At 76.0% G+C, this 15,360-nt stretch carries 10 protein-coding genes; 8 read left to right on the plus strand and 2 right to left on the minus strand.

Annotation, left to right across the window (positions count from 1 at the left end; all coding sequences use genetic code 11):
- Nucleotides 1-64: 64 nt before the first annotated feature.
- Nucleotides 65-1,096 (minus strand): TIGR04086 family membrane protein, encoded by a 1,032-nt coding sequence (locus tag LG379_RS17020; RefSeq protein ID WP_370634407.1) that lies wholly within the window; start codon nucleotides 1,094-1,096, stop codon nucleotides 65-67.
- 30 nt (nucleotides 1,097-1,126) lie between these two features.
- A complete protein-coding gene (locus tag LG379_RS01380; protein WP_225752808.1) occupies nucleotides 1,127-1,465 on the minus strand; it encodes a PRC-barrel domain-containing protein in 339 nt (112 codons plus the stop codon).
- Between the two features lie 245 nt (nucleotides 1,466-1,710).
- Between LG379_RS01380 and LG379_RS01385 the strand changes: the two genes are divergently transcribed.
- The 8 genes from LG379_RS01385 (at nucleotide 1,711) to LG379_RS01420 (ending at nucleotide 15,357) form a co-directional block, all read left to right on the plus strand.
- On the plus strand, nucleotides 1,711-4,068 hold the full coding sequence (locus LG379_RS01385) for a heavy metal translocating P-type ATPase (protein WP_225752809.1): 2,358 nt from the start codon (nucleotides 1,711-1,713) through the stop codon (nucleotides 4,066-4,068).
- Between the two features lie 147 nt (nucleotides 4,069-4,215).
- Nucleotides 4,216-4,884 carry a CDP-alcohol phosphatidyltransferase family protein gene (locus tag LG379_RS01390; protein ID WP_225752810.1) on the plus strand — a complete coding sequence of 223 codons (669 nt, stop codon included), beginning with the start codon at nucleotides 4,216-4,218 and terminating at the stop codon, nucleotides 4,882-4,884.
- Nucleotides 4,881-5,858, plus strand: coding sequence for a phosphatidate cytidylyltransferase (locus LG379_RS01395; RefSeq protein ID WP_225752811.1), 978 nt, complete (start codon nucleotides 4,881-4,883; stop codon nucleotides 5,856-5,858). The genes LG379_RS01390 and LG379_RS01395 overlap by 4 nt, the downstream gene beginning before the upstream one ends.
- Entirely contained in the window at nucleotides 5,855-7,429 is a 1,575-nt protein-coding gene (locus tag LG379_RS01400) for a 1-acyl-sn-glycerol-3-phosphate acyltransferase (protein WP_225752812.1), read from the plus strand. Before LG379_RS01395 ends, LG379_RS01400 begins: the two co-directional genes overlap by 4 nt.
- A 78-nt stretch (nucleotides 7,430-7,507) precedes the next feature.
- Entirely contained in the window at nucleotides 7,508-8,380 is an 873-nt protein-coding gene (locus LG379_RS01405; protein ID WP_225752813.1) for an ABC transporter ATP-binding protein, read from the plus strand.
- Between the two features lie 21 nt (nucleotides 8,381-8,401).
- Nucleotides 8,402-10,033 (plus strand): hypothetical protein, encoded by a 1,632-nt coding sequence (locus tag LG379_RS01410; RefSeq protein WP_225752814.1) that lies wholly within the window; start codon nucleotides 8,402-8,404, stop codon nucleotides 10,031-10,033.
- 189 nt (nucleotides 10,034-10,222) lie between these two features.
- Complete coding sequence (locus LG379_RS01415; RefSeq protein WP_225752815.1) at nucleotides 10,223-13,717, plus strand: hypothetical protein; 3,495 nt, start codon at nucleotides 10,223-10,225, stop codon at nucleotides 13,715-13,717.
- A gap of 119 nt (nucleotides 13,718-13,836) precedes the next feature.
- Nucleotides 13,837-15,357, plus strand: a complete 1,521-nt coding sequence (locus LG379_RS01420) for a CYTH and CHAD domain-containing protein (protein WP_225752816.1) — start codon at nucleotides 13,837-13,839, stop codon at nucleotides 15,355-15,357.
- Nucleotides 15,358-15,360: the final 3 nt, after the last annotated feature.

Raw genomic sequence — 15,360 nt, forward strand, 5'->3', positions numbered from 1 at the left:
AGCGAGGGTGACGAGCATTCCCCGGCACCCGCCGCCGCGGTGACGACGGCGGGTGCCCGTGCTCTCAGGCGCCGAGGCCGACGCGGTCCACGCGGCGGTGGTAACGCATGCCGGTGATGCCACCCAGGACGGCGCCGGCGAGAGCCGCGACGGCGACGATCAGCGCCACGACGATGCCGACGGTGGTGAGGTCGCCCTCGTTGACCGGGATCCGCGGGAAGGCGTTCATGTCGGCGAGGACGTTGAACTCGGCACCGGCGACCAGTCCCAGGACGGCGACGGCGATCGCGATGACGAGCGCCCACAGCCACACGGCGATGCCCTGCTTGGCGCCGTCGAAGCGCGCCATGCGTCCGGCGACGTAGCCGCCGGCGAAGTACGCCACTAAGATGATCACCAGCAGCACGACGGCGCCGGCCCAGCCGACCGTCTCCGCGGAGGCGTTCACGGCCTCCTCCGGCGACGTGTCGGTGCCGAGGCCCAGGGCGGTGCCGATCGCCGCCGCCAGCGCGGTGAGGATGACGGCGGTGCCCATGGCGGTGAGCCAGCCGAAGAACGCGGCTCCGAACTTCATCCCGCCGAACTCCTCGCGCTCGCGGGCGACGACGGTCTCGCGGTCCCGCCCGAAGCTGCGCGCGGAGAGGGCGCCGGCGGCGGCCCCGCCGCCGGCGGCCGCGGCCGTGGTCCCGTGACCGCGGTCGTCGGTCCGGTCGTCGTGCCGGTCGACGCGGTCGGGGACCCCGTCACGGTCGCGGTCCCGCTCGTCGTAGCGGTCGTCGTGCCGGTCGACGCGGTCGGGGACCCCGTCGTGGTCGCGGTCCCGACCCTCGTGGCGGTCACCTCTGTCACGGTCGCGGTCCCGACCCTCGTAGCGGTCGTCGTGCCGGTCCACCGAGTCCGGGACCCCGTCGTGGTCGCGGTCCTGGGACGGCCCGGTCCCGTGCAGCGGACCCGTGTGCTGGTCGTCGTACCGGGCGGTGTCCCGCGTGCTGTCGTACGGCGTCCCGTCCTGGCGCGTCTCGTCGGTCCTGCGTTTGCCGTCGCTCGGGCCGGATGCGGCGTGCGCCCCGCCCTGTCGGTCGTCGTGGGTGCTCATGGGAGTCTCCGTCCGGTGGTTCGGCTGAGGTCAGGGTCGGGTCGGGGTGTCGTCGAAGCCGTAGTGACGCAGGAGGAGCGACTCGTCCTCCGGTGACAGGCGGCCGTCGTCGTCGTCGATGCGCGGCGCAGCCTGGACGAGGTCCCGGCCGTAGGGCACCCGCAGGGCGTCGCCGTCGAGCTCCGCGCCGTCCAGGGGGACGAACCGCTCCCCCCGGCTGAGACGGCCCACGCTGACCAGGCCCCAGGAGGGTCGACCGGTCGAGCCGTCGAGGAAGACGTCGCGCAGCGTGCCGAGCCGTTCGCCGTCGGGGCCCGTCACCGGCCCGCCGTGCATGGCGACCGCCTGGATCTCGTCCGCGGTGATCACGTCACTCCTCCCTCGTGCAGAACCCTGGCCGACCTGTGTCCTCGCTGGTCACCCTGTCCGTCACCGGGTCGGTGCCGCCCGGGGCCGGAGGAGCGCCCGTACCCTCGAACGTACGAGCGGTGAGGGGGGTCGGCAACCGGAGAGATCGTCCGTGGCCTGTGCGGTCGGCCGGGGTGGACCGCCGGCCCGCGCCCGGCGTGACCTTCGGCCCTACCGCCGGCGCGCCCGCGGCGGACGATGGGTGCGTGGCCGCCGCAGCCGCGCAGGAGCGGGGGAGCCTGCTCCTGCTCGTCGTCTCGGGCGCGCTCCTCGCCGCGGGTGGTGGGGCGTGGTGGGCCGGTGCGGCCGGAGCGGCCGAGATCCTGTGGCTCGCGGCGGGCCTGCTCGGTCTGGCGTTCGCGATAGCCACCACGGCACGCGCAGCGCGCGAGCGCCGTCCGACCGTGGACGTCATCGCCGTGCTCGCCCTGGTGGGCGCCCCGGCCGTCGGCGAGCCGTTCGCGGGGGCGGTCATCGCGGTCATGCTCGCGTCCGGTCAGGCGCTGGAGGCCCGCGCCTCGGCCCGCGCCCGACGCGAGCTGTCGCTGCTGGTGCAGCGTGCGCCGCGCCGGGCGCGCCTGCGCGCCGGCGGCACGGTGCGGGACGTGCCGGCGGAGGACGTGGTGCCCGGCGACGTCGTCGTCGTGGCCGCCGGTGAGGTGGTGCCCGTCGACGGACGGCTGCTCACCCCCGCGGTGCTCGACGAGGCCGCACTGACCGGTGAGCCGCTGCCCGTGGAGCGCGCGCCGGGTGAGGACGTCCGCAGCGGCGTCGTCAACGCGGGCGGCCAGGCGGAGCTCGTGGCGACGGCGACGGCAGGCGCCTCCACGTACGCCGGGATCGTGCGGCTGGTCGAGTCCGCGCAGGCGTCGTCGGCGCCGTTCGTGCGTGCGGCCGACCGGGTGGCGGTCCTCTTCGTGCCGCTGACCCTCGCGGTCGCCGGTGCGGCATGGCTGCTGTCCGGGGACCCGGTCCGCGCGGTCGCCGTGCTCGTCGTCGCGACGCCGTGCCCCCTGCTGCTCGCGGCCCCGATCGCCGTCGTGTCGGGCATCTCCCGCGCGGCGCGGCTCGGCGTCGTGGTGCGCGGCGGGGGTCCGCTGGAGCGCCTCGCGGGCGCCCGGGTGGTGCTGTTCGACAAGACGGGGACGATCACGCAGGGCCGCCCGGTGGTGAGCGCCGTGCTGGTGCCGCCGGCCGGTGGGGCGGGCGCCCCGAGCCGCGACGCGACCGCGCGCGCCGCGGGGCTCGACGCCGACGAGGTGCTGCGCCTGGCCGCGTCCCTGGACCAGATGTCTCCGCACGTCCTGGCCGGCGCGATCGTGGCGGCGGCCTTGCGGCGCGGTCTGACGCTCTCCGTGCCGACCGGGCTCGAGGAGGTCCACGGCCACGGGCTGCGCGGGCGGGTCGACGGCGTGGCGGTGCAGGTCGGCCGGGCCGGCTGGGTGGGCGGCGACGCGGGTGCGCAGGACGCGTGGGTCCGCCGCGTCCGACGTCGGGCCGCGCTGGACGGCGCCCTCACCGTCTTCGTGGGGGTCGACGGGAGGACCGCCGGTGCGGTGCTGCTGGTGGACCCCGTCCGCGCGGACGCACCACGGACCGTCCGGGTGCTGAGGGCCGCCGGCGTGCGCCGGGTCGTGCTGCTCACCGGTGACCGGTGGGACACGGCCCGGGCGGTGGGCCGGGTCGTCGGCGTCGACGAGGTCGTCGCGGAGCAGGACCCCGCCGGCAAGCTCCAGGTCATCCGCTCCGAGGCGGGCCACGGCACGACCGTCATGGTGGGGGACGGGGTCAACGACGCCCCGGCCCTCGCGGCGGCGGACGTCGGTGTGGCGCTCGCGGCGCGTGGTGCCACGGCGTCGTCGGAGGCCGCGGACGTGGTGCTGACCACCGACCGCGTCGACGCGCTCGCCGACGCGATCACCGTGGCCCGGCGCGCGCGGCGCATCGCGCTGCAGGCGGTCGTCGTCGGGATGGGGCTGTCGCTCGTGGCGTTGGGGGCGGCGGCGGGGGGCCTGCTGCGGCCGGCGGTCGGTGCCGTGGTGCAGGAGGGGATCGACGTGCTGGCGATCGCGGTCGCGCTGCGCGCCGTCGTCCCGCCGCGCTCGCGCCGACGGCTCAGCCCGGCCGACACGCAGGCCGCCACGGAGCTGTGGGCCGAGCACGACGCCGTCCTGCGCGTCGTCGAGCAGGTGCGTGCCGTCGCCGACGCCCTGGAGGAGCCCGATGACGCCGCGGCGGACCTCGGCGGCGCCCGCGCCCTGCTGGAGCTGCTCGAGACGGACCTGGTGCGGCACGAGCAGCACGACGAGGCGGTCCTCGTGCCCCTGCTGACCCGGGCGCTCGGCGGGCACGACGAGACGGCAGCGCTGAGCCGCACGCACGCGGAGATCGAGCAGGAGGTCGTGCGCCTGCGGCACCTGCTCGACGGACTGCCGGACGCCGAGGCGACCGCGGACGACGTCGTCGAGCTGCGGCGAGTCCTCTACGGCCTGTACGCGGTGCTCCGGCTCCACGACGCGCTGGAGCGCGAGACGGCGGCGGGCCTGGTCCCGCACGGCGCATGACGTGGCCGGCGGAGACATGGCCGGCGGAGACATGGCCGGCGGGGACATTGCCGGCGGAGACATGGCCGGGCGTGACGGGGCCCGCGGCCGCGGCTTCACCCTGCGGGGCCGTCCCGGGCGGGGGCCCGCGGGTCTAGGTTCTGCACCGTGACGAGTGGGGGCCAAGGGGGCGTCGCCGCCCGCGCGGGTGGCGCAGCCGGGCACGGCGGGACCGTGCGGGGCCTGTACGCGCTCAAGCCCTGGTACACCCGCCGCCTGCACGTGCTGCTGCGCACCGCCGTCCGGCGCGGGACGTCACCGGACACGTTCACGCTGCTGGGTGTGCTCGCCGCGGCAGCAGCGGCCGTCGCGATCGCGCTCGGGTGGTGGCTGCCCGCGCTCCTGCTGCTCGCGGCGCGGCTCGCCGGCGCGAACCTCGACGGCGCCGTCGCGCGCGCCCGCGGCCTCAGCTGGCCCTGGGGCTTCGTCCTCAACGAGCTGGGCGACCGGACGAGCGACGTGCTCATGTTCGCCGGGCTGGCCGTGCTCGCCGTGCGGGAGCCGGCGGACGTCCTGGTGGTCGGTCCGCTCACCCCGCTCGCATGGGTGGTGCTCGCCGCCCTCGCCGCGACAGCACCGACCTTCGCGTCGCTCGCCGCGGCGGGCGCCGGGGCACGCCGTCTCAACGGCGGCCCGTTCGGCAAGACCGAACGGTGCGCCGCCGTCGTGCTGGCGACGGCTGTCCCGGCGTGGATCCCGGTCATCGCCGCGGTGGTCGTCCTCGGCTCCGTCCTCACCGCAGCGCTCCGGCTGCGCGCGGCACGGGAGCAGCTGTGAGCGGCCCGGTCGTGCCGGCCTCACCGGCCCCGCTGCGCGCGGGGTCCGACGACGCCACGGGCGGGGGCGGCTGGGACCCGCTGGCGGAGTGGTTCGGCCTGGACCGCACGGCCTTCGCGATCGACGTGTCGCTGGGACCGCTCGAGATCGAGCTGCTCGGGCGGGCGGTGTTCCTCTTCGGCCTCTCCGTCGCCATCCTCGCGGTCGCCGCCGTCCCGGTGCTCCTCTCCCGGCGCCCCGAGCTGCGCAAGCGCTGGTCCACCTGGGTGCTCATCGTGCCCGTGGTCGGCATCCCGATCTGGGTCGGCCCGGCGACGACGGCGCTGCTCGCGGCCGCCCTGGCGCTCCAGGCGGTCCGGGAGTTCGCGGCGATGGCGCGGCTGCCGCGCGCGGAGCGCACCGTGCTGTCGGTGCTCGCGGTGGCCTACCCGGCCGCGGCCTGGCTCGCCCCGGACCTGCTCGGGCTCGTGCCCCTCGTGGCGCTCCTCTGCGCCGTCCCGGCGGTGCTCCGCGGCGACGTGCGCGACGGGATGACGCACGCGGCCGCCACGGCGTTCGGATCGATCTGGATCTGCTGGTCGCTGGCGCACCTCGTGGTCGTCGGCAGGGACGCGTACCTGCTCCTCTTCGCCGCCGCCGCGACCGACGTCGCCGCGTGGTGCGGCGGGACGGGCCTGCGACGGTTCGCGTGGGCGCGGCATGCCCTGTCACCCTTGAGCCCGAACAAGACGGTCGGGGGGCTGGCGGGCGCCGCGATCGGTGGAACGCTGGTCCTGGGGGTGCTGGGATCCGTGACGCCGGGGCTGGTCGTGGCCGTGGTGCTCGGGAGCGTGGGAGGCGACCTCGTGGAGTCGATGGTGAAGCGTCAGGCGGGGGTCAAGGACGCCGGTGCGTGGCTGCCCGGGTTCGGCGGTCTGCTCGACCGCGTCGACTCGCTGCTGCTCGTCCTGCCGCTCGCGGCGGTGCTCGCGTGAGCGCCGAGCCGCACGACGACGACGTGCCCGTGGTGCCCGAGCGCCGGGTGGGTCACCTGCTGCGTCGCGCGGACGCGCCCGCCCCCGAGGCAGAGGCCGTCGAGCACGCGCACCGACCCGACGAGGGGTTCGAGCACGCGAGGCAGATCGCCGCGGACCTCACCGTGGCCCGCCGTCGGGCGGGCGAGGAGGCGCGCCGCGTGGCGGAGGACCTCGCGGAACAGACCCGCCGCGCGGCCGGTGGCATCGCCGCCGACTTCGCCGCGGAGGCGCGGCAGCGCGCCGAGGAGGCAGCGGAGCGCGCGCACGACTTCGCCGCGGACGCGCGGCAGCGCGCGGAGGAGGCGGCGGAGCGGCTGCACCAGCGCCGCCGCCGGGTCGGCACGCCGCCGGGGTTCACGTACACCGGGGCCGCGCGCAAGACGTTCTGGCGCTGGTTCTTCCAGGCGATCGGCGGGTTCAAGGTCACCGGCGGCGCCCCGTACGAGGCGATGGTCGTCGTCGCCAACCACAGCTCGCACGCCGACACCCCGGCGCTCATCGCGGCCTTCCCGACCCCGTACAAGCCGATGGTCGTCGCGGCGGAGGACTACTGGTTCACGACGCGCTGGCGCAAGGCCGTGGTGAAGCTCGCGATCGGCGCCGTGCCGGTGCGGCGCAAGGGCGGGGGCGGCTACGACTCGCTCATCGAGGGTGCCCAGCAGGTGCTCGGTCAGGGGTCCAGCCTGCTGGTGTTCCCCGAGGGGACCCGCAGCAAGGACGGCGCGCTGGGGACGTTCCGCAAGGGCGCCCTGCGCATGGCCAAGGAGTTCGACGTCCCGATCCTCCCCGTTGCCGTCGTCGGCACGCACGACCTGCTGCCCAAGGGCGGCCCCTTCCGCCCCGGCCCGGTGGAGGTGCGGCTCGGGCGGGCGATCCAGCCCGAGGAGCTGGGCGACAGCATGAGGCCCGTGGTCGACCAGATCCAGGAGCTGCTCGACATGGGTCCGGCGTCGTACAAGCCGTCCCCGACCTGGCGCGCGTTCCACCGGGCGATGAACGGGCCCACGGGCATGGCCGGCGCCGTGGTGTGGGGTTTCGCGGAGGCGACGAGCTCGCCGATCACGGCGGAGATGTACCTGTCGATCGTCGGGGCGGCGAACCCGCCGCGCGTCCTCGCGGCGGCCCGGTGGCTCGCCGTCGGCTCGGTCGCCGGGGCGCTCACCAACCGCGCGCTCGTGCGCCGGGGCATCCGGATGCCGACGCCGCTCACCCCGGCGCCGATGCACCGGGTCGCGCACGAGCACCTCGCCGCGGGGGCTCACGGCGTGTGGCGCCAGGCCCTCAACGGCATCCCGATCAAGGTCTACGCGCAGGCTGCGGGGGACCTCGACGTGCCGGCGATCCCGTTCGCGCTGCACACGGCCGGCGCGCGCGCGGCGCGGGCGCTGGCGATCGGCGCGGCGGTGACGGGCGCGGCCCGGGTCACGCAGCCCATGCTCCGGCGGGGCTACGAGCCGTACCTGGGGATCCTGGCCGCGTCCTTCGCCGGCGGGCTCGCCCTCGTGGTGCGGCGGTGGGCGCGCCGCTGAGGCACGGAGGGACCTCGGACCCTCGCCGCGGCGGCGGCGTCCTCCGATGCTGGAGTCGTCCGCCCCTGGAGGTGTGCGTTGGCGACGCCGGCGATCCGGACCCGAGGCCTGACCAAGCACTTCGGGCGCACGGTCGCGCTGGAGGACCTGGACCTCGACATCCGCAGCGGTGAGATCTTCGGCTTCCTCGGTCCGAACGGCGCGGGGAAGTCGACGACGATCCGGCTGCTCCTGTCGTTCCTGCGGCCGACCAGGGGGTCGGCGGAGATCCTCGGTGTGCCGGTCTCCGACGTCGCTCGCGTGCACCGTCACATCGGGTACGTCCCGGGGGACGTCGCGCTCTGGCCGCAGCTCACCGGGGCGGAGACCCTGCACCTGCTGGGGCGGCTGTCCGGCCGCGTCGACCTCGCCTTCCGCGAGGAGCTGGTGCAGCGCCTGCAGCTCGACCCGTCGCGCCGGGTGCGCACCCTGTCGCGCGGGAACCGCCAGAAGGTCGCCCTCGTCGCTGCGCTGCAGTCCCGTCCGGACGTGCTCCTCCTGGACGAGCCGACCGCCGGGCTCGACCCGCTCATGGAGGAGGAGTTCCAGGCGGTCGCGCGCGACGCGGCGGCCCGGGGTCAGACGATCTTCCTGTCGTCGCACATCCTCGACGAGGTCGAGGACCTCTGCGACCGCGTCGGCATCCTGCGGGCCGGGCACCTGGTCGAGGTGGCCGCCCTGGACGACCTCCGGGCGCTGCACACGACCGTCGTCGAGGTGCAGCTCGACGGCGAGGTGCCGGCGTTCACCGACGTGCCCGGTGTCACGGACGTCGAGCGGGTCGACGGCGGCGTCCGGCTGTCCGTGACCGGGCCACCCGGACCGCTGCTGGAGCGCCTGGCCCACCTCCCGGTCACGCGGCTGCGCACCGAGGAGCCGTCCCTCGAGGAGATCTTCCTCACCTACTACTGACCAGCGCAGGAGGTCGGTGCCGTGCTCATGGAGCCTCGCCACCGCGCCGTCGCGCCACCGGCCGACGGCGAGCCCGCGCGTGCGGTCGCCCGGCTGGGGGTGCTCCTCCTGCGGCGTGGCGTCGTCGCACTCCTCGTGGGGCTCGTCGCGTACGTCGTCCTGGAGGTCGAGGTCTTCGAGGCCACCTACCCGACGCAGGCCTCGCGCGACCTCGTCGCCCGCCTCGGCGAGGACCCCGCCGTGCGCATGCTGTCGGGCGTGCCGGCCGGCACGTCGATCGGGGCGCTCGTCGTGTGGGATGCCGGCTGGCTCATGCAGGTCGTCCTCGGTCTGTGGGCCGTCGTGGCGACGGCCCGGCTGCTGCGTGGCGACGAGGAGGCCGGTCGCACCGACTGGCTGCTCGCCGGCTCCGCGCACCCGCGCCGGGTCCTGGCCGCCCAGCTCGCCGCGCTCGGCGGCGCGACCGTGCTGGTGGGAGCCGCCGTCGGGCTCGCCTTCGCGGCAGCCGGCACCGACGCGGCCGGCGCGACCGCGTTCGGCTCGCTGCTGGCAGGGTTCGGTCTGACGCAGGTGGGCCTGGTGGCGCTCCTGTCGCAGGTGTTCGGCAGCCGCGGTCGGGTGCTGGCGGTCGCCGGGAGCGCGTTGGGCGCCGCGTTCCTGCTGCGGATGGTGGCGAACAGCGCGAACGGGCGGGCGTGGCTCGCGTGGTTCACCCCCCTGGGGTGGAACGACCGGCTGCAGTCCTTCGGCGACGAGCGGTGGACGGCGCTCCTCGTGCCGCTCGGGGCCGCCGTCGTGCTCGCCTCTGCCGCGCTCGCGCTCCGCGGCCGGCGGGACACGGGTGCGGGAGTCGTCCGCGCGGCGCGTCGGGAGCGGTCGACGACGGCGTTCCTGGGAGGACCGACGCGCTTCGCCGCCAGGTCCGCCGCTGCGACGCTCGCCGGGTGGGCGGTCGGCCTGACTGCGGTCGGTGCGACGGTGGGCTGGATGCTCCCGAGCCTGGAGCGCTACCTCGACGAGGACCCGGCGTACCTCGAGATGCTGGCCGTCCTCGGCATCGCACGCGAGGACGTGACCGGCGGGTTCGTGTCCATGATGGGCGTGATCACCGGCCTGGCGCTGTGCCTGCGCGTGGCGTGGCGGGTCGGTGCGGCCCGCAGCGAGGAGGACTCCGGCCGGCTCGAGCAGCTCCTCGTGCGACCCGTCCCGCGGTGGCACTGGCTCGCCGGCCACGTCGTCGTGGCGGTCGTCGACGCCGTGGTCCTGAGCGCGGTGGCCGGCGCCGCGACCTGGCTCGGGGCGACCGCGGCGGGCGCCGGGCTCGACGCCGCGGACGCCTTCGCCGCCATGGCCAACCCGCTGCCCGTCGTCGCCGTCTTCCTGGGCCTCGCCGTGGCGCTGCAGGGGCTCGCGCCACGGTTCGTCGTCGGTGTCACGGCGTCCGTCGCGATGCTGCTCTACGTCCTCGAGCTCGTCGGGCCGCCCCTCGCGTGGCCGGACCTCCTCGTCGCGGTCTCGCCCTTCCACCACCTCGCGCTCGTTCCCGTCGACCCCTTCGGGGTGGCTGCCGCCCTGGGGATGCTGGGTGTCGCCCTGGCGCTCGGCGCCGTCGGGTTCGCGGCCTTTGCGCGCCGGGACCTCGTCGGCGCCTGACGGAACCCTCCGTCGCGCCGGCGTGCGCGGTGACAGCCGCCGGGAGAGCGGCGCGCGCTCGCGAGTGTCGTCCGTTGCCTGTCCGCCATCCGTCTGGCAGAGTGAGAGAGCGCTCTCTCGCCGCGCCGGTGCGGCGATCAGGGGGAGCCGTACGCGTCCGGACGTCCCGGCGCCCACGAGGAGAGCCCCATGTCCATCGGTGCCGCTGCCCGCCCCACCGCACCCTCCGCACCCGGCGGCTCCCCGGTCGACGACCACGGCGTGACGGGCGACCTCGTCGACCTCGATGGCCGCCCGTTCTACCGGATCCGCCACGTGGACCGGATGCCCGCCTTCTTCATGACCCTCGTCGGCGCGAGCGACCTGTGGGTGTTCCTCGCGAGCACCGGGGGCGTCACGGCGGGACGGGTCGAGGCGGACCGGGCACTGTTCCCGTACACGACCGAGGACAAGGTCACCGACGGGGCGCGCTCGACCGGTGGGCTGACGGTCCTGCGCGTCGCCACCGACGACGGCGTCGTCGTCTGGGAGCCGTTCGCGCCGCTGCGGCCGGGGGACCCGGCCGTCGAGCGCGACCTCTACAAGGACGTGCTCGGCACGACGCTGGTCATGGAGGAGGCGCGGGGCGACCTGGGTCTGTGCTTCCGCGCGACATGGCAGACCAGCGCCCGCTACGGCGTCGTCCGCACCGGCTCGCTCGCCGCGACGGGGGGTGCGCCCCGCGAGGTCGAGGTGCTCGACGGCTTCCGGAACCTGCTGCCGGCCGGCGCCGGCGTGCAGGTCCAGAACGAGCTGAGCAGCCTCCTGGACGCGTACAAGCGCACCGAGGTCGACCCCGCCACCGGGCTCGGCCTCCTCTACCTCAGCTCCCACCTCACGGACCTGGCCGAGCCGAGCGAGTCGCTGCACACGAACGTCGCGTGGCAGGTCGGGCTCGAGGACGTCGACCACCTGCTCTCGGACCGCCAGGTGACCGCGTTCGCGTTCGGTGACGCGGTGACGCCCGAGACGGAGGTCCGCGGCGAGCGCGGCGCCTACCTCGTGCGCAGCCGGGTGCTCGTCGAGCCGGGTCAGGACCGCCGCTGGTCCGTCGTCGCCGACGTCGACCTCGACGCGGCCGCCGTCGTCGACCTCCAGGCGGACCTCGCCGCCACCGACGTCGCCGCGCGCCTCGCCGACGACGTCGCCGCCACCCGCGCGGAGCTCGAGCGCCTCGTCGCGACGGCGGACGGGGCCCAGGTGAGCGGCGACGAGCTGGCCGCGGCCCACCACGCCGCCAACGTGCTGTTCAACATGATGCGCGGCGGCATCCCGGTCGACGGGTACACCGTCGAGGCGGCGGACCTGCGCCGCTTCGTGGACCAGCGCAGCCCGCGCACGTCCCGCCGCCGCGCCGACGTCCTCCACGCGCTGCCCGAGCAGCTGAGCATCGGCGACCTGCTGCAGCGGGCGACCGCGAGCGGCGACGCGGACCTGCGCCGCCTCACGGCCGAGTACCTGCCGCTGACGTTCAGCCGGCGCCACGGGGACCCCAGCCGGCCCTGGAACAGGTTCCGCATCGCGCTGACCGACGCCCAGGGCCGGACCGCCGTGGACTACCAGGGCAACTGGCGGGACATCTTCCAGAACTGGGAGGCCCTGGCCTGGTCCTTCCCCGAGTACGTCGAGTCGATGACGACGGTCTTCCTCGACGCGACGACGGCCGACGGCTACAACCCCTACCGGATCTCCCGCTCGGGCATCGACTGGGAGGTCCCGGAGCCGGACAACCCGTGGGCGAACATCGGCTACTGGAGCGACCACCAGGTCGTCTACCTGTGCAAGCTGCTCGAGACGTCGCTGCGGTTCCACCCCGAGCGTCTCCCCGCCCTCGTCGACGCGCCGCTGTTCACGCACGCCGACGTCCCCTACCGGATCGCCTCGTACCGGCGGACGGTGGCGGACCCGTCGTCGACGATCACCTTCGACGCGGAGGCCCACGCCGCGGTGGCACGGCGCGTGGCGACCGAGGGCGCCGACGGCCGCCTCGTGCACGGCCCCGACGGCGACCTGGTGCGGGTGACGCTCGCGGAGAAGCTGCTGCTGCTCGTGCTGGCGAAGCTGGTCAACCTCGTGCCCGAGGGCGGCATCTGGATGAACACCCAGCGCCCGGAGTGGAACGACGCCAACAACGCGCTCGTGGGCCGCGGGCTGTCCGTGGTCACCCTCGCGTACGTGCGGCGCTACCTCGACGTCGTCGAGGGGCTCCTCGACCGCGACGTGACCGTGACGACCGAGCTCGGGGACCTCTTCCGGGACGTGCTGCAGACCCTCACCCGGCACGTCGGCGCGACCGTCGAGGGCTTCACCGACGCGCTGCGCCGCACCGTCATGGACGAGCTCGGCGCCGCAGGGACCGCCTACCGGTCGCAGGTGTACGGCGGGTTCGACGGCCACCGCGTCACGCTGGAGCGGGACCAGGTGCGGTCCCTGCTGGACACGGCCCGCCGGTACGTCGACTCCGGCCTGCGCGCGAACCGTCGCGAGGACGGCCTGTTCCACTCCTACAACGTGCTCGACCTGCGTGCCGACGGCGCGGGCGTGCGCCGCCTCCAGGTCATGCTCGAGGGTCAGGTCGCCGTGCTCTCCTCCGGCCTGCTCGGGCCGGAGGCGGCGCGCGACCTGCTCGGCGCGCTCCGCTCCTCGGCGCTCTACCGCGCCGACCAGCACAGCTACATGCTCTACCCGGACCGGGACCTGCCGACGTTCCTCGCCAAGAACCACGTGCCGGCGCACCGTGCGACGTCGCCGCTGCTCGCGGCGCTGGTGGACGCCGGGGACCGGTCCGTCGTCCTGCGCGACCGCCACGGCGACTACCGCTTCGCCCCCGCCGTGCGGAACGAGCGGGACGTCCGCGCCGGGCTGGACGCGGCGGCGTCGTCGGGCGCGGTGGACCCGGGGCTGGTCGAGCGGGAGCGGGGCGCGCTGCTCGACGTGTTCGAGGAGGTCTTCCACCATGCCGAGTTCACCGGGCGCTCCGGCTCCTTCTTCGCGTTCGAGGGGCTCGGGAGCATCTACTGGCACATGGTCTCCAAGCTGCTGCTCGCGGTGCAGGAGCACCACGAGCGCGCCGTCGCGACGAGCTCCGCGGACGACGTCGTCGCCGACCTCGCCGCCGCGTACGAGGACGTCCGGCAGGGCCTGGGCTACTGCAAGGGCCCGGCGCGGTACGGCGCCTTCCCGATCGACCCGTACTCGCACACGCCCGCGGGTCGGGGGGCCCGGCAGCCGGGGATGACGGGCCAGGTCAAGGAGGAGGTGCTGACGCGCCTCGGCGAGCTGGGCCTGCGCGTCGAGGACGGGCGCGTCGTCGTGCGGCCGGCGCTGCTGCGCGCGGCGGAGTGGACCGCGACGCCGACGACGTACCGGTACCGCGACGTGGCCGGCACGCCCCGCGAGCTGGAGCTGCCGGCCGGGTCGCTGGCGTTCACGTTCTGCCAGGTGCCGGTGGTCTACCGCCACGTCGGCCCGGGCAGCGGGGACGACGCGGGTCCCGAGCGCTCGGCCCGCGTGGCGCGCGTCGAGGTGGTGCGCGCCGACGGGCGGGCCGTCGAGGCGCCCGACGGCGTGCTCCCGGCCGACCTCAGCGCCGCCGTCTTCGCGCGCACGGGCGCGGTCGAGCGGATCACGGTGCACGTCGCCTGACCGCTGCCCGGTCGGGGCGGGGGTGCGGGTCGGTCGCGCAGGGGGACACCGACCCGCACCTCTCGCCCGCGGCACCGGCGGGGCTGCGCCGGTCGCCCGCAGCCGACACGATGGGGCGCATGGCGGCGACGACGCAGGTGGAACGCGAGATCAAGCTCGACGTGCCCGACGGGGTCGACCTGCCCGCCCTCGGCGGTCTGCCCGGCGTGGCGGAGGTGCGCCCGGAGGTCATCGACCACGAGGCGGTCTACTTCGACACGGCGGACCTGCGTCTGCTGCGGAACCGGATCACGCTGCGTCGGCGGTCCGGCGGTCCCGACGAGGGGTGGCACCTCAAGCGCCCCCTGCCCGACGGTGACCGCTCGGAGACCCGGCTCCCCCTGGGGCGGTCGACCCGCACGGTCCCCGCCGAGCTGCGCCGCCAGGTCCAGGTCCACGTCCGCACCGGGACGCTCGTGCCCGTCGCGACGCTGCGCACGCGCCGCGAGGTCCACCGCCTCGTCGCCGACGACGGGACGGTGCTCGCCGAGGTCGCCGACGACGCCGTCGACGGCACGGTCGGCCGCGCGGACGGCGCCGGCAGCGGCTGGCGCGAGTGGGAGGTCGAGCTCGTCGAGGGCGACGACGCGCTGCTCGAGGCGGCACGGGAGCGGCTCCTCAGCGCCGGGGCGGTCCCGGCGCAGCACGCGTCCAAGGTGGGCCGCCTGCTGCGCTCCGCGATGCCCGACGTCGCCGCCGTGGCGGCCGATCCGAGCAGCGGCCTGCCCGAGGGCAGCGCGGGCGACGTCGTCTGGCGGCACGTCGCCCAGCAGGTGGCGGCACTCACCGCGCTCGACCCGCAGGTCCGCGAGGACGAGCCCGACGCCGTCCACCGCATGCGGGTCGCGGCCCGCCGCCTGCGGTCGGTGCTCCGGACCTTCCGGCCGGTGCTCGACCGGGCCGCGACGGACCCGCTGCGGGACGAGCTCGAGGTGCTCGGCGAGGCCCTCGCGCGGGCCCGGGACGGCGAGGTGCTCGCGGCCCGCATCGGGGGGCTGCTGGCCGAGCAGGACGTGGCGCTCGTGCTCGGCCCGGCCGAGCGGCGTCTGCAGGACGGCGCGCGCGACGAGCACCGGCGGGCCCAGGACGCCGTCGTCAAGCACCTGGGCAGCGACCGCTACCTGCGGCTCCTCGACGACCTCGACGCGCTCCTCGCCTCGCCGCCGTGGCGGCCGAAGGCACGGAAGAAGGCCGCCTCGGTGCTGCCGCGGGCCGTCGCGCGGGTGTGGCGGGACGCCGCCGCCCGGGTCGAGGCCGTGCCCGACGGCGACGCGGACGTGGCCCTGCACGAGGCCCGCAAGGGCGTGCGCCGCGTCCGCTACGCGGCGGAGGCGGTGGCTCCGACCCTCGGCGGGAAGGTCGCACGGTTCGCGGCGCGGGTCGAGGCGGTCCAGGACGCGCTCGGCGAGCACCAGGACAGCGTGGTGGCACGGACTGCGCTGCGGCAGATCGGCATCGAGGCGCACCTCGCCGGCGAGAACGCGTTCACCTGGGGGCTCCTGCACGGCCTGGAGCGCGAGCGCGCCGCCCGCGCCCGTGCCGACTTCCGCCGCGCGTGGGCGAAGGCCGCCCGCCCGAAGCGCACGGGCTGGCTCGCCTGACGC

Origin of the sequence: Actinotalea sp. Marseille-Q4924 (genome assembly GCF_916618755.1) — a bacterium.
Lineage (GTDB): Bacteria > Actinomycetota > Actinomycetes > Actinomycetales > Cellulomonadaceae > Actinotalea.

Bases quoted from the DNA above. Each gene is read 5' to 3' on its own strand.
- LG379_RS01415 (WP_225752815.1), top strand. From the start codon at position 10,223: ATGTCCATCGGTGCCGCTGCCCGCCCCACCGCACCCTCCGCACCCGGC.
- LG379_RS17020 (WP_370634407.1), bottom strand. From the start codon at position 1,096: ATGAGCACCCACGACGACCGACAGGGCGGGGCGCACGCCGCATCCGGC.
- LG379_RS01420 (WP_225752816.1), top strand. From the start codon at position 13,837: ATGGCGGCGACGACGCAGGTGGAACGCGAGATCAAGCTCGACGTGCCC.